The following is a 17529-nucleotide window of genomic DNA, read 5'->3' on the forward strand; positions in this document are numbered from 1 at the left end:
GTTTAAAAACCTTTTGCCGGCTGTTTCATCATGCCAGCTGCTCTATGTATGGCTTTGCGAATGCGGGGATAGGTGCCGCAGCGACAAATATTTCCCTGCATGGCGAGGTCAATATCGCGGTCGGTGGGGTTAGGATTGCGCTTTAACAGAGCTACGGCCGACATGATCTGTCCGCTTTGGCAATACCCGCATTGTGGCACCTGCTCCGCTATCCATGCCTGTTGCACGGCGTGCGTATTATTGGTACTAATGCCTTCAATGGTGGTTATTTTTTGATTGCCTACTGCCGATACCGGCATGGAGCAGGAGCGGATGGCATTGCCATTGAGGTGTACGGTGCAGGCGCCGCACTGGCTCATGCCGCAACCGTATTTTGTACCTGTCATGCTAAGCAGATCGCGTAAAACCCAGAGCAGGGGCATTTTAGGGTCAGCTTCAACGGCATGCGAGGTACCGTTTATGCTGAGATTGTAGGACGCCATAAAGTTGGTATTTAGGATACTATTAAGTTACGACAAAGGCGACGCGGCAGCCAACTTATTTATTCTAATGGCAGGGGAATTATGCCCAACGCCGTTGGTCGAATTTGTATAAAAATATGTTTGTCAACTGTTGTAACTTTAATAAAGCGGAGCACATAAATTTATTTCATATGAAAGAAATCCAGGCCATTATACGGGCCTATGAGGAGGCGCAGCAACAGGGCAAACAAACAGCGCTGGCAACCGTGGTGCATGTACAGGGATCCTCTTACCGCCGGCCCGGTGCGCGCATGCTGATTACGCAGGACGGGCAATTGACCGGCGCCATAAGCGGTGGTTGCCTTGAAGGCGATGCCTTACGTAAGGCATTGCTGGTGATGGCGCAGCAACAGCCCATGCTGGTTACGTACGATACGACTGATGAGGACGACGCCAAACTGGGTATAGGGCTGGGCTGCGAAGGCATTATTCATATTGTTATAGAACCCATACAACCGGAGCTGCCGGATAATCCCATTCAGTTATTAAAAACCATCAGCGGCCAGCGGCAACATGCCGTGCTGGTGATGCTTTTTTCGCTGAACGACCGGCGCGAGGTGCAACCCGGCACCTGCTTTTTACAATTACCGGGCGAAACCATTACGGCCCGCATGACTAATGAGGCTTTGCAAAAGGCATTGACCACCGACGCCAAAACCGCCTTCATCAACCAGGTATCGGCCACCAAAACATATCTTGCCGAAGGAAAACAATTCACCGCATTTATTGAATTGATAAGACCTGCCGTATCGGTAGTGATTATCGGTGCCGGAAACGATGCCATGCCGGTGGCGCAAATGGCGCATTTGCTCGGCTGGCAGGTAACAGTAGCCGATGGCCGGCCCGCCTATGCCACAACCGCGCGGTTCCCCACAGCCAACCAGGTGCTGGTTACCAAACCCGAAAAAGTAGTGGAACAGGTGGTGCTGGATGCACAAACCGTATTTGTGCTAATGACCCATAATTATAATTATGATCTGAAGGTGTTTCGCCAGCTGCTTAGCCAGCGCATACCCTATATAGGTATGTTAGGTCCGCGGAAAAAACTGGTACGCATGCTGGATGAATTGAAAGCCGAAGGCATAGCGCCTACGGCCGAACAACTGGCCTCTGTATATGGACCGGTAGGCCTGAACATCGGGGCTGAAAATGCCGAAGAAATTGCATTATCCATTATTGCAGAAATAAAAGCGGTTACTGCGGGCCGGAATGGCGAATCGCTGCGCAACAGCGCCGATACCATTCACCCTCGGGTGGAGAAGGAGATTGAGGAGGTGAGGGTGAGTTGATGGGAGGTTGATAGAGGTAGAGTTGGCCAGTTGACCAGTTAACAAGTTGACGAGTTAACAGGTTGACAAGTTAACGGGTTAACTCGTTGACAGGTAGTTTTTCCTGGGAAAATGAGGTAAAATCCCAGGATTATGATATAAAATCCTGGGAAAACGGTATCAAATCCTGGGATTCTATGGTGAAATCCTGGGATTATGGTATTAAATCCTAGGAAAATGATAGCAAATCCCGGGAAAACAATATGAAATCCTGGGATTACATAGTGAAATCCTGGGAAAACAGCGTGATATCCCAGGATTTAGCATCCCTGTAACCGGCAACGGCCAGTTTATTATACTTATAATCACCATTAATCAAAGACCATCTTAGAACCAGACCATGAGCATTTTTCACACCGATATAATAATTCTGGCAGCAGGCGCTTCCACCCGGTTGGGGCAGCCCAAGCAATTATTGCCCTGGCAGGGCGTAACATTGTTACAGCATGCGGTGCAAACTGCCCTCACGGTAACCACGCAGCCCGTAGTAGTTACCGGCGCCAATGGCGAACATTTGGCTGCTGCGTTGGATGCCGGTCAGGTAAAAATGGTATATAACTCAAACTGGCAGCAGGGCATCGCTTCCTCCATCCGCTGCGGTTTGCAGGCCTTGCTCAACCGTACGCCCGGGCCCGACCAGGTGATCTTTATGGTATGCGATCAGCCCTTTGTAACCCCCGGATTATTACTCGACCTCATTAATGAACAGCAAAAAAGCCGCAAACCCATTGTGGCCAGCGCCTATGCCAATACCCTTGGCATTCCCGCCTTATTTGATAAATCCCTCTTCCCTCAACTGCTTGATTTACAGGGCGACACGGGAGCGAGGAGGGTAATTGCCCAGTATGGGGCCGAAGTGGCTTCGGTTGAATTTCCGGAAGGAAAGTTTGATATCGATACCCAATCAGAATACCAGGACCTGGTTGACAGGTTAACAAGTTAATGTGTTAACCTTTCAACGTGTTAACCCGTTAACGTGTCAACCCGTCAACTGATTAACTTCACCTCCCGATTCTCCCCTTTTTAAGCTAATTTTACTAAGTAAAGTATTACAAACATATAGCAGGATAAATGTTAATTGATCAGTTCAACAGAGCGCACGATTATTTACGGATTTCATTGACCGACAATTGTAATTTTCGCTGCTTTTATTGTATGCCCGAGGAGGAATACGAGTTTACGCCCGCTTCAAAACTGATGCAGGCAAACGAAATCGAGGCTATTGCGAAAACATTTGTTGATCAGGGGGTAAAAAAGATCCGGTTAACCGGCGGCGAACCGCTGGTACGGAAAGATGCCGCCGACATTATTCTTGCGCTCTCGAAACTGCCGGTTACCTTAACCATGACCACCAATGGCGCCCGCCTGCATGAATTTCTTCCCATATTAAAACAGGCTGGGATCACTTCCCTTAACGTAAGTTTAGATACGTTACAGGCCGATAAATTTCACCTCATCACCCGCCGCGATCAGTTTCAGCGGGTATATGATAACATCCACCTGTTGCTCGAAAACGACATTCGCGCCAAAGTGAATGTGGTGGCCATGAAGGAGTTCAACGATCACGAGATCAATGATTTTGTACGCTGGACGAAAGATACGCCCGTACATGTGCGTTTTATCGAGTTCATGCCCTTCCAGGGAAATAAATGGACGAGCAACAAAGTACTTACCTGGCAACAGATACTGCAGATAGTAGAATCGGAATTTTCATTCCTTCCATTGAAAGATGAAGGGAACGATACTGCAAAGAAATACATTGTACCGGGACATGCCGGCACTTTTGCCGTTATCAGCACCATGAGCGCACCGTTTTGCGGCACCTGCAACCGGATGCGCCTGACCGCAGATGGCAAAATGAAGAATTGTCTTTTTTCAAAAGAAGAAACCGATCTGCTCACCGCATTTCGCAATGGGCAGGACATCATTCCTCTGATCCGCCAGAGTATTCATGCAAAGGCCAAAGAACTGGGCGGACAATTCAGTGCCGATTTTGAGCACCTGGAGGCCAGCGCCATTCAGAACCGCAGCATGATCACTATCGGAGGTTAATACCAGCAGCATGATTTCTGTAACAGAAGCAAAAAATATGATCCGCGCCAATGCTACTGCATTGACGCCCGCAACCATTCCATTACAGGACGCCGCAGGCCTTATACTGGCTGCCGATGTTTTTGCCGTCACCGATATACCCGCATTTAATCAATCGGCCATGGATGGCTATGCGCTGTCGTTTGCCGGGTTTGAATTGCATAAAACACTCGCTATCCACGGCGAAGTGCCGGCAGGGGCCGCTGAGTTATCATTGATACAGCCGGACCAGGCCATGCGCATTTTTACCGGGGCGCCAACGCCTTCCGGAGCCGATACCGTAGTAATGCAGGAAAAAGTGCAGGTGACCAACAACCACCTCACCATTCTCGACGATCAGCTGAAAGCAGGAAGTAATGTGCGGTTAAAAGGTTCCGAAATAAAAGCCGGTGAGCTGGTGTTATCAAAAGGACAGAAACTAACGCCGGCGGCTGTAGGTTTTATGGCCACTACCGGTGTGGCAGAAGTTACCGTATACCCAACTCCGTCTGTAGGTATTATTATTACCGGTAACGAATTGCAGCAACCAGGCAGGGAACTGTCGTATGGACAGGTATATGAATGCAACTCCTTTCAGTTGCGGGCTGCCTTACAGGCCCTGCAAATAGGGGAGGTGCCGGTGTTTGAAGCCAAAGACGATCCCCAGGTAGTAAAAGACACGTTGAATTATGCATTAGATGATAGCGACATCGTGTTATTGACCGGAGGTGTAAGCGTAGGCAATTATGATTTTGTGCCCGAAGCGGCTGCCGCCTGTGGTGTAACCACCTTGTTCCATAAATTAAAACAACGGCCGGGTAAGCCCTTGTTTGTGGGTAGAAAAGGAGACAAATGGGTGTTTGGGTTACCGGGCAACCCCTCATCGGTGCTCACCTGTTTTTATGAATATGTACTGGTTGCCCTGGAGCAATTGATGCAGTTACCGCCTGTTTTGAAAACAGTGCAGGCTCCGTTGTCGAAACCTTATTCCAAAAATGCAGCGCTCACCTTTTTCTTAAAGGGTTATTACGATGGGCAAACCGTAACGCCGCTGGATTCACAGGAATCGTATCGCCTGCGTTCCTTTGCCGTGGCCAATTGCCTGTTGTGTTTGCCCGAGGAAAAAATGGAGTTTAGTGAGGGTGAGTTGGTGGAAGTTCATGTATTACCAGAGTAAAGTAAATTTGTGAAATAAATTGTTTTTATGCCGGTTCAGGTTATTGTGTTTGGTCAGTTGACAGATATTCTGGGACATCAGCCCATTACCATGGACGATGCTCCCGATACCGGCACGTTGATCAAAGAGTTGAATCAACGCTATCCGGCATTGGAAAAGGCGCCCTATATTATTGCAGTTGATAAAACGATTGTAAACGGAAATGTTTTGTTAACAGGGAATAATACGGTTGCGTTGTTACCGCCGTTTGCCGGAGGATGAGATAGTGAGTAGTGAGTGGTGAGTATGCTCGCTATTATTCAGACCTTCGAACAATCGGGAACCTTTCACGTTTCACGTTTCACGAGATGCCATTGAATAAAAAAAAGAAACAATGACTACCGAACGTAAAATAAAAAACATCTTCACTCAAGGCCCCATTGCGGCTTCTTTTATTGCAGAGAGTATTCAAAAGCACGATACAAAAACAAACATTGGCGGTCATAGTATTTTTTTAGGACAGGTACGCGCCGATGTGATCGAAGGCAACAAGGTAGCAGCGATAGAGTATACCGCTTATGAAGAAATGGCGCTGGAGAAAATGCATCAGATCCGCGAAGATATTTTTGCAAAGTATCCGCTCGTTTGTATGCATGTGCATCATAGCCTGGGTAAAATTGCCGCCGGCGAGATCTGTTTGTTTGTGTTTACCTCATCTGCCCATCGCGCAGCAGCCATAGAAGCCTGTACCGAAACGGTGGAAAGAATAAAAGCGGAGTTGCCCATCTGGGGGAAGGAGATCTTCGAGAATGATTCATATCAATGGAAGGAAAATAAATAGTTGACAGAGCTGATAAAGTTGACAGGTTAAAAAGTTGACAAGTTAACAGGTTGTATGTAGAAGTGAGGTCCGAACTTCAGAGACCCTTTCACGTTTGACGTTTCACGATTTACTAAAACAATGAATAATATTACAAATAAAGTATCCAGCTTACGCCAGGCAACTGCAACAGCGATAGTAAAGGTATCCAAACAGGAAACCATCGACGCTATTCAGCAACGCAAAGTGCCCAAGGGCGATGTGTTTGAATTCAGTCGTGCAGCAGGTTTGCTGGCAATTAAAAAAACAAGTGATGTTATTCCCGATTGCCATCCCCTGCCGGTGGAATATGCAGCCATCAGCCATTCCATTGACGGCCTGAATATCATTATCACGGTAGAAGTACACACCATTTATAAAACGGGGGTAGAAGTGGAAGCCATGCATGGCGCCAGCATAACGGCGCTCACCATGTACGATATGCTGAAACCCCTGGATAAAGGAATTGAGATCAGCACCATTAAGCTCGAAAATAAAAAGGGTGGTAAATCTGATTTTAAAGACAGCTATCCTAAAGACCTGCGTTGTGCCGTGATCGTGTGCAGCGACAGCATTGCAGCCGGCCAGAAAGAAGATCGTGCCGGTAAAGTGATCCTGCAAAAATTAAAGCAGTTTAATCTCAATGCAGGCCTCTACATGATCATCCCCGATGAAGCGGAAGTAATTCAAACGAAAGTAAAACAACTGGTCAGCGAAGGTTATAACCTGGTATTATTTACCGGTGGCACAGGGCTCTCTCCACGCGATGTAACACCTGAGGCTATCAGCCCGCTGTTCGATCGTCCCATACCCGGTATTATGGAAGCAGCCCGTCAGTACGGACAACAACGTACTCCCTACGCTATGTTATCGCGCGGGGTAGCCGGTTTTATTCAAAATACCCTGGTGATCACGCTGCCCGGTTCTACAAAAGGCACTGAAGAGAGTATGGATGCGTTATTCCCGTATGTGTTTCATATATTTCGAGTAGCTGATGGTATGAGACATGATCAATAGGCAATAGACAATAGACAATTTCCCTATTGGGCATCAAAATGCCAATAGTCGAACATTCCGCATTCGCGAACCCTTGTCAATTGTCCATTGTCAATTGCCAATTGGTTACTCTTTGTAGAAAAAAGGCCACACTTTCAGCCGGTATGTAAATTAAATCACGTTTGTAACAACTGACTGCGTGGTATAGTATTTTGATGCTTAATGCAATCTATAATGCTAAAACCTATAGTTATGCACAGCAACCGTGATAAATTAATGAGCGCAGCCTCCGGTCAAAGGCTGGCATCCGTTGTAGGAGGAATCATGTTAATAGGCAGTGCATTCAACGAAAATTCTTCCAGACGTTTTTTAAAAGCTGCCGTTGGTTGTTATCTCACTTTTAAGGGAATTGCCGGAAGGCGTACAATGGGCGAAATGTACCGTTCCTTTGAAAAAGTAGCCGCGGGCCGGACCCTCAATATCAGGGTATCGATGGTGATTAATAAACCGCGAGAGGAAGTATACAACATGTGGAGAAACCTGAGCAATCTGCCCTTGTTTATGAAACACCTGCGCCAGGTAGATGAACAGGATGAATTGTATTCAAACTGGGTAATGGAGCTGCCTGGTAAAATAGGCACCCTGCAGTGGCATGCAGAGATCGTGAAAGAACGTTATGGCGAAATGATCGCCTGGCAAAGTCTGCCTGGTTCTTCAATAGATAATGCGGGTAAAATTGGTTTCCGCGATTCACTGGGCGGACAAGGCACCACAGTTGATGTAGTATTCACCTATCATGCTCCGTTAGGAAAGGCCGGCGAACAGATAGCCCGGTTATTTACCCCTGTAACTAAACGTTTGATAGAAGAAGAAATTAGAGAGTTTAAGAACTTTGTAGAAACGCACGAAACAGTTCTTATACCCAGATCACAATTTTGAGATTTCGAGATTTAGGGATTTTGAGATTTGTTCGGGTTCTGCTTTAAAATTAAATCTCAAAATCCCTAAATCGAAAAATCAGAAATCGTTAATTAAGCGCATATTGTTTCAGGTGCACTGAATCTTCAAGGAACGATGTAAGTATTAATATATCTTCAGTCCCGCACCACCTCATTCGCTGCGCTGAATACTCCGGTTCAATAGCCTCCGGTGGCGCTGCAACTGGCATCATGCTATGCAGGTTTTCCAACAACTTTTTTTCACTCAGTGCCTCAGTGGCCATCAACTCTTCCGGTTGCGGCCAGATGTTTTCATACACTTCCTCCTCATATGTTTTGCCCGACAGGAACAGGATAGGAATAAGCTTGTTCACTTCACGTATTTTTCCCGCCAGTAAAAGATTGGAGTCTGTGGATCTGTTATTATCAAGTAATACGAGGTCAGGGTTTTTATCAGCGTAATATTGCCATGCCTCCGACGTATTCATACAATACCATACGCGGTAACCAGCCTGCTGCAACACCCGTTTTACAAAAAGGCCCAACACCAGATCATCCTCAGCCAGTAATATAGTAACAGGTTTCATAAAGAGTATAGTATTAATGACTTTTTCGACCAATAATTGTGTTGACTAACAAATATTTTAAAAACAGGTTTCACGGCATAGCCGGAAACCGGTATTGTTAGGGGTTATTTAACATTACTATAAGAGATGTCCTTAAAAAATGACACTAACCCTTGCATGTTCACCTGCAATACAATAATTTTATTATTGTTTGTCATTTCCACAAAATAATTGTCTTCATCTTCAAACGAATTTCCATATAAGATCATATCGGTGTCGTTGAATTCATTGTCATCAAACATAATGACAGATGTAGGCGTATAATCCTTGTAATACTTTTCAATATCTTTTTGTGCATTGGCAGGGATGTCGCTATAGCTGGCAGGAGTGGTGGTGCCAATAAGCACATCGTCCATGTCATAAAAAGCTTTCATCTCTTTTCCGTTCCATGTAAAGGATGCTTCCTCAAAGCTGCCCCGCTTCCAGCTTACATTGGCAGCATTGGGAAAATCGACCATGAAATGTTGTGCGGTCATGTAAGAAGGGGAACTGGCTGCTTTTTCTTTTTTTATCAACCTGTTTTCTTCCCGTTGCGCTTTAGTTGTCTTATGCAGAATGAAACCTGCAGGTTGATTATATACATATTCGTCCTGCGCAAATGCGGTTGTAGCGGTAAACACCAGCAGACTGCCGATAATAAATACGTTTTTCATAAAAGAAATTTTTAGCGTCAATGTTGTTATTTAGCGACTATAGGACGGCAGTATTTCGTGAGGTTTGCTGTGATGGAGGTCTATTAACGGAGCAATAACCGATGTTAATAAGGCAGAAGGGAGAAGGCAAAAGGCAAAGGGCAAAGGGCAAAGGGTAAAAGGCAGAAAGCTCACTGCATAAAAAAACGCGTAACACATTTATATGTATTACGCGTTTTCCCATTATCCCATTATCCCATTATCAAAGGTGATCTAAATGCGGCATCAAATGTTTCCGCATGGCATTGGGATATGCCTCTGCATTGTTAGCATATAATATTTTAACCAGGTCGGCATGCGTAACCGAGCCAACGGAAGTATGATCTAGCTTTGATTCATATTCCACTACATATTCAAACACCGGCATCAGGATATCCTGGAAACGCTTCAACGTTTCGTTACCGGCCATATCATATAAGGTGGCGTGGAAATCAACTTCGCAACGGATGCGTTCAATTTGTGTGGTGGCTTTTTGCTCGCGTTCAACTATGGCATCCAGTTTTTTCAAATGCTCATCCGATTTGCGGCGGAACAACAGATCGCCCAAACCTACCTCCAGCACTAACCGCAATTCAAATAATTGCTTACGCACATGTTCATCCAATATAGTGGGGTGTATGATCAGCTCAAGCCCTTTCATTACATCGGGCTGGGTAAGTATCATACCTCTTTTCTTACGTGATTCAATCATGCCCAGCATCCGCAGGCGGCTAAGCGCTTCCCGCACCACATTTCTGCTTACACCCAGTGCCTGGGCTATCTCAGTTTCCTTGGGAATAGGGTCGCCAGGTTTAATAGAGCGTTTAATGATGTACTCACGCAGGTGGTTCTCCACCTGGTCGGCCATCGTTGTATAAGCGATAGGCTTCAGTTTAAACAGGTCTTTTTCAATGCTCATATGGTCAAAAATAATAAAAAATTAGCGGAATATGTAATACTTAATGCGAGTTTGGTTATTTAATATGCAAACCAGTTATCCACGTTTACACAAACGATTGCGTAAACAGGGGATAAAGTAACCTGTTCTGCCATCGGCTGAGTATTAAATTCTTAAGTGGTTCGAAGTGATTTTAGCTGTCTAAGATATTGAAATGATGCACTCTATACAATAAACGCGTAGGAAGGAATCTCCCTGTTCCAGGCCTCCGGTACATGCAGAAAACAGGCCACAAAGTTATCGTGGCTAAATTGGTTCCCAAATTTATTTGGATTAAATGGCAATAGTTCTATATTTGTCATATGTAGGACATAAATACGTATTGTATTGCAAAACTAACGTCAAGCCATTTATGAAAAAGCTCACCTGGTTACTCATTGGTTGCTGGTTTATGATTAATGCCACAGTATTTGCCCAGACGAACCCCGTTGTTTCGGGAACCGTCAAAACTGCTTCCGCCGGGAATTTATCAGACGTAACTGTTACTGTAAAAGGTACGAACAAGGCTGTTGTTACCGATAAGAATGGCCATTTCGTGCTCAGGGTAAATTCGTTAAAGGATACCCTGGTGTTCTCTTATATAGGCGCCCAACCAAAAGAACTGGCCATAAACGGCCAGACTATTGTGAATGCCACGCTGGATGCAACGGCTACCTCCCTCAACGATGTAGTGGTGGTGGGATACATGACCCAAACCAAAAACAAAACAGCAGCGGCCGTGTCAAAACTGGCGGCTGAAGAAATGGTTAATCAGCCTAACCCGAACCCTGTGCAGGCCATCCAGGGAAAACTGGCCGGCGTGTCGGTACCTATTGTAAACGGGCAGCCAGGTTCGGGCGCCAATAATATCCTCATCCGTGGTGGTACCAAGCTGAACGATTATGGTACCGGTGTAGGTACCAGCGGGGGAAATGCAAACAGTAGCGTAGAAGGGTCGGACCCGTTGGTGGTGGTGGATGGCGTGTTCCGCCCTTCCCTTAATGACGTGAACCCCGATGATATTGAAAGTTTGCAGGTAATGAAAGATGCCGCCTCTACAGCTGTATACGGCGCCCGTGGCGCTAATGGCGTAATTGTCATTAAAACCAAATCGGGCAAATTTGGCTCAAAGCCGGTGGTTACCCTCAATTACCGCCACAACTGGGAAACCATGATGCGGAGTTATGATTACCTGAGCGCCAAAGATTATTTAACCCTGGCCCGTACCACCGTTCAAAATACCAGCGATGCGTTGCAAAAAGACAACCTGTTGAACAAAGGTGGCTTCTCTGCCGGTACAACCACGTTTACTGCAAAAGGACAATACAGCAATTCCATCAACCTCACTGCTTTATACGATAATATAGTTGCTGTTGAAGGACAGGATTATGTAGACAATTTGCTCACCAAAGGCTGGGCAGTAATGGATGATCCCATCAATCCCGGTACCAGACTGTTGTATGCAGATAATCATTACCAGGACCTGCTGTGGAATACCGGCCAGACGGATAACTACAATGCCAGTGTGAATGGCGGTGGCGAGAATGCCAATTATAATGTGTCGCTGGGCTATGTAAACCAGGGTGGTATTTTTGTAGGCACCAATTACAAACGATATAATGTACTGGGCAACTTTGGTTTTAAGGTTTCCAAAAACTTCAAACTGGATGCCTCGGTGAATTACCAGAACGTAGTGCCCAACTATGTAGAGTCCTATACCAACGACCTGGTACGCGCTACCCGAATTACCCCGTTGATCCGCATTTTCCGGGATGATGGTACCCCTACGTTCGGTGAAGTAACAAGTACCCGCAACCGTTTTCATACTTTGAAATACGACGATACCCGGGTAAATACCGAACGTGTTATTTCCCGGCTGGCCGGTGATGTTACGTTGGCAAAAGGCCTGCACTTCAGACCAGCAGTATCTTATATAATGGATGACTACCGGTATATGTTGTTCCGTAAGGCCTATCCCGGTTCGGTACAATTATCAACCTCCCGGCAGAAATATGAAACTACTACCAACACGCGTCAGTTGATGGTTGACCAGATTTTACAATACGATCATTCCTTTGGTAACAACAACCTCAGCGTGCTGGCTGGTTTTAACTATACCCGCAATCAAAATAACGTAATAACCTTAGGTTCACAACGGGCTACCAATGACTATGTGTATACCATTGAAGAACCTACTACTGCCAGTGTAAACGGGCAAACCGTAACGAATGTAACTGACTTAAGTACTTCTCTGGAAGATAAACGGTCGGCCAGTTATTTTGGTCAGTTCAGTTACGACTATGACAGCAGGTACCTGTTAAGCGGTTCTATTCGCTATGATGGGTTCTCGTATTTTTCGCCGGGAAATAAATATGCCCTGTTCCCTTCTGTGGCAGTTGGCTGGAATGTAAATAATGAAAGTTTCTGGCACAGTAACCTGGTAAGCGCGCTGAAACTCCGGGCAAGTTGGGGCGGTGCAGGCCTGAACGACCTGAAGGTGGTAGATACCTATGGTGGCTACAGCGGGGTAACCTATGCGCAAAACTCAGGTATTGTGCGTAGTAACCTGGCCAATCCAAACCTTCGTTGGGAAACAACCCAAACTACCGACCTGGCGGTGGATGCCGGCTTTCTGCAGAACAGGATCACTGTAACTGTAGATTACTATAATAAACTTACAAAAAACAGGCTGTCGTCAAAACCGCTTCCGCTGGAAGGACCATTTGCTTCTATTGTTTATAACAACGGATCATTACGCAACAGGGGCGTTGAAGTAGAATTATCCGCCACTGTTTTAAAATACAAGGCATTTACATGGAAAACCAATTTCTCTTTTGCACTGAACAAAACGGTTGTGGTAGAACTGCCCAACAATGGCCGGGCAAAAAATCGTCAGAATGGTGGTACCGTATATGATCCCGCTTCAAAAAGCGAAATAGAAGTAGGCGGTATTGCCGAGGGCGAGCGGCCAAACAGTTTGTATGCATTTAAAGTAGAAGGCATTTTTTCAACCGATGCAGAAGCAGCGGCCTGGGGTAAAAAAGACCTGATGGCTTCCCCTGCGGGTCAAACCACAGGCAAACATGCCGGTGATTACATTTGGGCCGATCTCAACGGCGATAACATCATCGACAGCCGCGACATGGTATTCATGGGCTATCGTACCCCCGATAAGATCGGTGGCATGCAAAACACGTTCACCTACAAAAGCTTTACGCTGCGCTTTGCCATGGATTATGCCCTGGGACATGTGATCAGCAATGGCGCATTGGCCCGTTCGTTAGGACAGGGCAGGGCCTTTAACGAAGGCGCACCGGCCGAAGCCCTGGGCAACGACATCTGGAAACAACCCGGTGACGTTGGCAAAAAATATGCGCGCTTTTCATTTGCCGATTATGATTTTGGCCAGCGCAACTACATCCGCCAGGTTACAACTGTGGGCACCAACAACTCATATGGAGTTGATGTAAGCTCTATGTTTTCAAAAGGCGACTTCCTGGCCTTCCGCGAGATTTACCTGGGGTATGAATTGCCAAAAGACCTGGTGCGGAAAACGCATCTGGGCGGAATAAATGTTTTCGGCAGCATTTACAATATAGGTTACCTCACCAGGTACAAAGGGGTGAACCCGGAAACGTACAGCGGGTTCGACGCTATTGGTTATCCGCGTCCCCGTCAGTTTTCACTGGGTGCTACCGCCCGGTTTTAGTAAACCTGTTTATAACGATTGTAATTACAGAATATGAACAAATTATTGTTGATTATTATAGGCAGCTGCTTCCTGTTGATGACAACCGGTTGCGATAAATTGCTGGAATCAAAAACGGAATCATCGATTACAGATGCCGACTACTTTCAAAGTGAAAATGATTTTGATCCGTACGTTGTGGGAATCTATATCTTCCTGCGGGGATCGGCAAAAACCGGCCCGCAAAACATCACTGGTGTAGCCAGTAACATTACCTATGGCACGGAACGCAGCGAAGAACTGGTGTCTGCGCTCAACTCCCGCTTTACCCAGGCATGGACGCAGAACATTTCGCCCACCACCGGCGCCTTCGATTACACCAACTGGTATAAAGCCATTGGTAACTGTAACCTGTTGCTGGCAAAAATTGAGAACTTCAATTTTACCAGCGACGCTACCAAAAAGCGTGTGATGGCCGAAGCCTACAGTTTGCGCGCTTATTTTTATTTCAGTCTCATTCGCATTATTGGCGATGCGCCCTTAATGCTGCAAAGTATTTCCAGTGAAAACGTACCGCAGTTACCCCGGTCACCGGCCAAAGATGTAATGACACAGATCATTGCCGATCTTGACCAGGCGCTTTCGCTGTTCCCCGATAAAACCATTGCCAGTAAATACCGGTTCTCATATGTGTCGGCACAGGCCTTGAAAGCCGATGCCAAATTGTGGAGTGCCAAAGTGCTGGGCGGTGGATCAAACGATTTTAACGACGCCATCACGGCTTTGGCAGAAGTGGAGAAAACGGCTGGGCTGTCGCTTCGCACCGATTTTAAGGAAGTAACCACAACACGGGCGAATACGGAAGTGGTACTGGCTGCTTATTTCAACCGCGACGAATGCGGCGCCAACTATGGGCTCAACGCCCTGCCTTACCAAACCGGAATTACCGGGGCTACGAATATCGACAGCTTACCTTATTGCATCACTACGTCAAACGGACAGGGTGCTTATCAGATAAGTCCTCAGTCAAAAGCTTTATTTCCCAGCGGCGACAAACGCATTCCATTTACCTGGGTAACCGAACGCCAGGGCACTACGTTAAAAATATCCTGGATCACCAAACTGCCCGGAAACAAATATGCCGATGACCGTGTATCGGATAATGATATCATCGTATACCGCCTGGGTGAGATCTACCTGATGGAAGCAGAAGCCTATGCAGGTATCAGCAATACCATAAAGGCGATCGAGTACCTGAACAAAACCCGTAACCGCGCCGGTATTGGAAATTATACCGGTGGTACTGATAAGGCAAGTGTAGAAAAAGAGATCCTGGATGAGCGTGGCCGTGAGTTGTTCTTTGAGAACAAGCGCTGGTTCGACCTGGTTCGTTTTCATAAGGGAGGTACCATCAATGTATATGCTTATGTACCGAACCTGGTTGGAAAAACAACCCCGCTGTTCTGGCCACTGGCCGCCAATGTAATGGCTAATAATGGTCAGTTATTACAGACGGATGGGTATTAATCAATAGACAATGGGCAATAGCCAAGAGTCCAACCTCCCTCCCGACAGGTCGGGAGGGTCGGGGGAAGGCAAAAAATGAACAATGAAACCATTAAACGCATCAGACATAAGAGGCAATTGGGCCACTTTATTGATCCCCATTAATAATGATGACAGCATCAATTATAAAGCGCTGTCAGCAGAGATCGATACCCTGGTAGCCATGCAGGTGGATGGTATTTATTCAAACGGAACGGCCGGTGAGTTTTACAACCAAACCGAAGAAGAGTTTGATGCCATCAGCAGGTTACTGGCCGGTAAATGCAATGCGGCCGGGATGCCTTTTCAAATCGGCGCCAGCCATACCAGTCCGGTAATGGCGCGGGAGCGGGTGAAACGGGCGGCAGCTTTGCAACCCGGGGCTATCCAGGTTATTTTGCCCGATTGGTCGTCCCCTTCCATGCCGGAAGTGATCAACTACCTGAAGGTACTAACCGAAGAAGCAGCGCCGGTGCCATTGGTGCTGTATAATCCGCCCCATGCAAAAAAGCGCCTGAGCCCGGAGGAATTCTTTCAACTGAAAGAAGCGGGCATTAACCTGGTTGGCTGCAAAACTGCAGGCGGTGATGCGCATTGGTATATAGCCATGAAAAAATGGGCGCCGGAATTATCCCTGTTCGTACCCGGACATCACCTGGCCACCGGCGTTAGTCTGGGTGCGCATGGCGCCTATTCAAACGTGGCCTGTATTCATCCGGCTGCCGCTCAGCAATGGTACAACCTGATGTTGACCGATCTGCCGAAGGCATTGCAGATAGAGAAGGGGATACAGCTTTTTATGAGCCAGTATATTCAGCCATTTATCAGTACCCGGGGGTATAGCAACCAGGCGGCTGATAAACTGCTGGCAGCTATTGGTGGTTGGGCCAATGTGGGTACACGTTTACGCTGGCCCTACAATGGCATCGATGAACGCGAGGTGAACATATTACGTCCTGTTGCGCATGAATTAATGGAAGCGTTCTTCTCCCTTACAAACGAATTAACACTATGCAAAGAATTATAAATCGTTACTGCTTTCTTGTTTTGGTTACGCTGATATGCGCACCCAATGCCGTTTGTGCCCAGGCAGCAACAAAACCCGATACCCTGTCGCTGTTTGTGTCTGGCACGAACGGCTATAAAAGCTATCGCATTCCGGCTATTGTTACTACTACCAAAGGCACGTTGCTGGCATTTTGCGAAGGCAGAAAGAACAATGCGGCCGATGCCGGCGACATCGATCTGTTATTAAAACGCTCCACCGATGGCGGCCGTACCTGGAGCAAACAACAGGTTATCTGGAACGACAGCACCAATACCTGTGGCAATCCCTGCCCGGTAGTGGATGAAACAACCGGTACCGTTTGTTTGCTCAGCACCCATAACATGGGCGATGATAAAGAAGGCGATATCATAAAGAAATTAAGCCGCAGCACCCGAACGGTATGGATCATGAAGAGCAACGATGATGGGTTAACCTGGAGTGTACCCGAAAATATAACCGCTACTACCAAGAAAAAGGAGTGGGGCTGGTATGCTACTGGTCCCGGCATTGGCATTCAAATAAAGAATGGCCCGCACAAAGGACGGCTGGTAATTCCCTGCGATTTTAGTTACGACGACTCTACCACTATTCCTGCAACCGGCCATGCTGCCATGGGTTCGCACAGCATTTATAGCGACGATCATGGCGCCACCTGGAAACTGGGCGGCACTATTACTCCTAAGATGAACGAATGCCAGGTAATAGAAGTGGCAGATGGCAATGGCACCCTGCTGATGAACATGCGCTCCTATTTCCAACGCAACTGCCGCGCTCAGGCTATTAGCTACGACGGCGGCATTACCTGGACGGCCCCGGCTGATGTGCCGGTATTGGTAGAACCGGTATGCCAGGCAAGTATTGTGCGGTATGCATGGCCTGGTAAAAAAACAAAAAGTACCATGCTGTTCCTGAACCCTGCCTCAGCCAAACGAATGAATATGACCATCAGGGCAAGTTATGACGAGGGACAAACCTGGCCGGTTATCCGCACTTTATATGCAGGGCCTTCGGCTTATTCCTGTATGGCTATTTTACCCAATGGAACAATAAACTGTTTATACGAAGCGGGTAACAAAAACCCGTATGAAACAATCATCTTTCAAAAACTGATCGCCAAAGAACTGTTGAATAAGTAAAATAAAAACC

Annotated in this window: 16 protein-coding genes; 12 read left to right on the forward strand and 4 right to left on the reverse strand. The window is 46.8% G+C overall.

Annotated elements, in window-relative coordinates; translation table 11 throughout:
- Nucleotides 1–2: 2 nt before the first annotated feature.
- On the reverse strand, nt 3–482 hold the full coding sequence (locus tag NIAKO_RS02695) for a (2Fe-2S)-binding protein (RefSeq protein ID WP_014216857.1): 480 nt from the start codon (nt 480–482) through the stop codon (nt 3–5).
- Nucleotides 483–652: 170 nt separating this feature from the next.
- Between NIAKO_RS02695 and NIAKO_RS02700 the strand changes: the two genes are divergently transcribed.
- The 8 genes from NIAKO_RS02700 to NIAKO_RS02735 all read left to right on the forward strand — a co-directional run bounded on the left by NIAKO_RS02700 (nt 653) and on the right by NIAKO_RS02735 (nt 7869).
- Entirely contained in the window at nt 653–1810 is a 1158-nt protein-coding gene (locus NIAKO_RS02700) for an XdhC family protein (protein ID WP_014216858.1), read from the forward strand.
- Between the two features lie 379 nt (nt 1811–2189).
- Nucleotides 2190–2792 (forward strand): nucleotidyltransferase family protein, encoded by a 603-nt coding sequence (locus NIAKO_RS02705; protein WP_014216859.1) that lies wholly within the window; start codon nt 2190–2192, stop codon nt 2790–2792.
- Nucleotides 2793–2920: 128 nt separating this feature from the next.
- On the forward strand, nt 2921–3901 hold the full coding sequence (moaA, locus tag NIAKO_RS02710) for a GTP 3',8-cyclase MoaA (RefSeq protein ID WP_014216860.1): 981 nt from the start codon (nt 2921–2923) through the stop codon (nt 3899–3901).
- A 10-nt stretch (nt 3902–3911) separates the two neighbouring features.
- Nucleotides 3912–5096, forward strand: coding sequence for a molybdopterin molybdotransferase MoeA (locus NIAKO_RS02715; RefSeq protein ID WP_014216861.1), 1185 nt, complete (start codon nt 3912–3914; stop codon nt 5094–5096).
- A 27-nt stretch (nt 5097–5123) separates the two neighbouring features.
- Nucleotides 5124–5357, forward strand: coding sequence for a MoaD/ThiS family protein (locus NIAKO_RS02720; RefSeq protein ID WP_014216862.1), 234 nt, complete (start codon nt 5124–5126; stop codon nt 5355–5357).
- Between the two features lie 112 nt (nt 5358–5469).
- A complete protein-coding gene (locus NIAKO_RS02725; protein WP_014216863.1) occupies nt 5470–5916 on the forward strand; it encodes a molybdenum cofactor biosynthesis protein MoaE in 447 nt (148 codons plus the stop codon).
- 120 nt (nt 5917–6036) lie between these two features.
- Nucleotides 6037–6951 (forward strand): bifunctional molybdenum cofactor biosynthesis protein MoaC/MoaB, encoded by a 915-nt coding sequence (gene moaCB, locus NIAKO_RS02730; RefSeq protein WP_014216864.1) that lies wholly within the window; start codon nt 6037–6039, stop codon nt 6949–6951.
- A 231-nt stretch (nt 6952–7182) separates the two neighbouring features.
- The gene (locus tag NIAKO_RS02735) at nt 7183–7869 is read left to right on the forward strand and encodes an SRPBCC family protein (RefSeq protein WP_014216865.1); all 687 of its coding nucleotides are present in this window, start codon (nt 7183–7185) and stop codon (nt 7867–7869) included.
- An 88-nt stretch (nt 7870–7957) separates the two neighbouring features.
- Here the strand turns inward: NIAKO_RS02735 and NIAKO_RS36315 are convergent, their stop codons facing one another.
- The 3 genes from NIAKO_RS36315 to NIAKO_RS02750 all read right to left on the reverse strand — a co-directional run bounded on the left by NIAKO_RS36315 (nt 7958) and on the right by NIAKO_RS02750 (nt 10084).
- Nucleotides 7958–8455: a response regulator transcription factor gene (locus NIAKO_RS36315; protein WP_014216866.1), complete on the reverse strand. Its 498-nt coding sequence runs from the start codon at nt 8453–8455 to the stop codon at nt 7958–7960.
- Between the two features lie 104 nt (nt 8456–8559).
- The gene (locus NIAKO_RS02745) at nt 8560–9147 is read right to left on the reverse strand and encodes a hypothetical protein (protein ID WP_014216867.1); all 588 of its coding nucleotides are present in this window, start codon (nt 9145–9147) and stop codon (nt 8560–8562) included.
- A gap of 241 nt (nt 9148–9388) precedes the next feature.
- Nucleotides 9389–10084, reverse strand: coding sequence for a FadR/GntR family transcriptional regulator (locus NIAKO_RS02750; RefSeq protein WP_014216868.1), 696 nt, complete (start codon nt 10082–10084; stop codon nt 9389–9391).
- Between the two features lie 391 nt (nt 10085–10475).
- On the opposite strand from NIAKO_RS02750, the gene NIAKO_RS02755 reads away from it, so the two are divergent.
- The 4 genes from NIAKO_RS02755 to NIAKO_RS02770 all read left to right on the forward strand — a co-directional run bounded on the left by NIAKO_RS02755 (nt 10476) and on the right by NIAKO_RS02770 (nt 17519).
- Nucleotides 10476–13811 (forward strand): SusC/RagA family TonB-linked outer membrane protein, encoded by a 3336-nt coding sequence (locus tag NIAKO_RS02755; RefSeq protein ID WP_014216869.1) that lies wholly within the window; start codon nt 10476–10478, stop codon nt 13809–13811.
- Nucleotides 13812–13844: 33 nt separating this feature from the next.
- Nucleotides 13845–15317, forward strand: a complete 1473-nt coding sequence (locus tag NIAKO_RS02760; RefSeq protein WP_014216870.1) for a RagB/SusD family nutrient uptake outer membrane protein — start codon at nt 13845–13847, stop codon at nt 15315–15317.
- An 82-nt stretch (nt 15318–15399) separates the two neighbouring features.
- Nucleotides 15400–16362 (forward strand): dihydrodipicolinate synthase family protein, encoded by a 963-nt coding sequence (locus tag NIAKO_RS02765; RefSeq protein WP_014216871.1) that lies wholly within the window; start codon nt 15400–15402, stop codon nt 16360–16362.
- Nucleotides 16347–17519 (forward strand): sialidase family protein, encoded by a 1173-nt coding sequence (locus NIAKO_RS02770; RefSeq protein WP_014216872.1) that lies wholly within the window; start codon nt 16347–16349, stop codon nt 17517–17519. The genes NIAKO_RS02765 and NIAKO_RS02770 overlap by 16 nt, the downstream gene beginning before the upstream one ends.
- Nucleotides 17520–17529: the final 10 nt, after the last annotated feature.

This window comes from Niastella koreensis GR20-10 (genome assembly GCF_000246855.1).
In the GTDB taxonomy this organism is placed as follows: Bacteria; Bacteroidota; Bacteroidia; order Chitinophagales; family Chitinophagaceae; genus Niastella; species Niastella koreensis.